Origin of the sequence: Stenotrophomonas sp. YIM B06876 (assembly GCF_030711595.1) — a bacterium.
Taxonomy (GTDB): domain Bacteria; phylum Pseudomonadota; class Gammaproteobacteria; order Xanthomonadales; family Xanthomonadaceae; genus Stenotrophomonas.
Map to the genome: position 1 here is coordinate 1 of NZ_JAUJUJ010000339.1, position 911 is coordinate 911.

General features: G+C 66.1%; 1 protein-coding gene. It reads right to left on the reverse strand.

Annotation, left to right across the window (positions count from 1 at the left end; all coding sequences use genetic code 11):
• Window positions 1-669: glycosyltransferase family 39 protein (locus tag QZH66_RS17145; protein ID WP_305807051.1), on the reverse strand; the 669-nt coding region annotated here is incomplete at its 3' end.
• Between the last annotated feature and the right edge of the window lie 242 nt (window positions 670-911).

Below are 911 nucleotides of genomic sequence, written 5' to 3' on the forward strand. Positions count from 1 at the left end.
GTCGAACGCCGTGACCCACGACAGCGACACCACCACCAAGGCGCCTGCGGCCACCGCCAAATGGAGCACCTTCCGCCGGGCCGCGATGGCGGTGGCGCCGCACAGGTAAGCCAGCCCGAAGGTCGGCACCACCACCAGTGCCGCCGCCATCTTCACGTTGAAGGCGACGCCCACCAGCGCCATGGCCAGTGCGAGCAGGCGCAGGCTGGCGGTCTCGGCGGCGCGGATCAGCGCCCAGGCAGCGAACAGCAGCACCATGATCAGGCAGCTGTCGGTGTTGTTCGATCGATCGGCGGCCACGCTGATGGGGGTGAGGGCCAGCAGCAAAGCGGCGACCAGCGCTGCGCCGCGGCCGAAGCGGCGGCGCACCAGATGGTGCACCAGCGCCACGCAGACCAGGCCTTCAAGGACTTGCGGCAGCATCACGCTGAACGCGCTGAAACCCAGAGTTTTGGCGCTTGCCACCTGCATCCACAACGCGACGGGCGGCTTGTCCAGCGAGACAAATCCGGCCGGATCGAAGGCGTTGAAGAAGAAGTTGTGAACGCTGCCCAGCATGCTGCGCACACCGGCGGCGTAGTACTCGCGGCCATAGCCGTTTTGCTCCAGCTGCCACAGGCGCAGCGCCGCAGCCAGTGCCAGCACCCCGGCAAATGTCCAGCGCGCCATCCATTTAAGGCGTTGTGGGGTGGGTGCGCTGTGCAATGAAGGGCGCAGAGCCTCTGGTAATGCGGTCATGGCCAACGGATCGTTTCCGGATTGCTGTTTGGGCGACGCCATTGGGCGCACGCGCAGCGCCCCCGATGGCAACAAATGCCCACAGGGAGTCGGGCATTATGTGGCCCCGGGCCGGTGTTTTTTATGCTCTCGCTGCGGCCGGCATATCAAATACCAGGCAGGTGGTGGTGGCG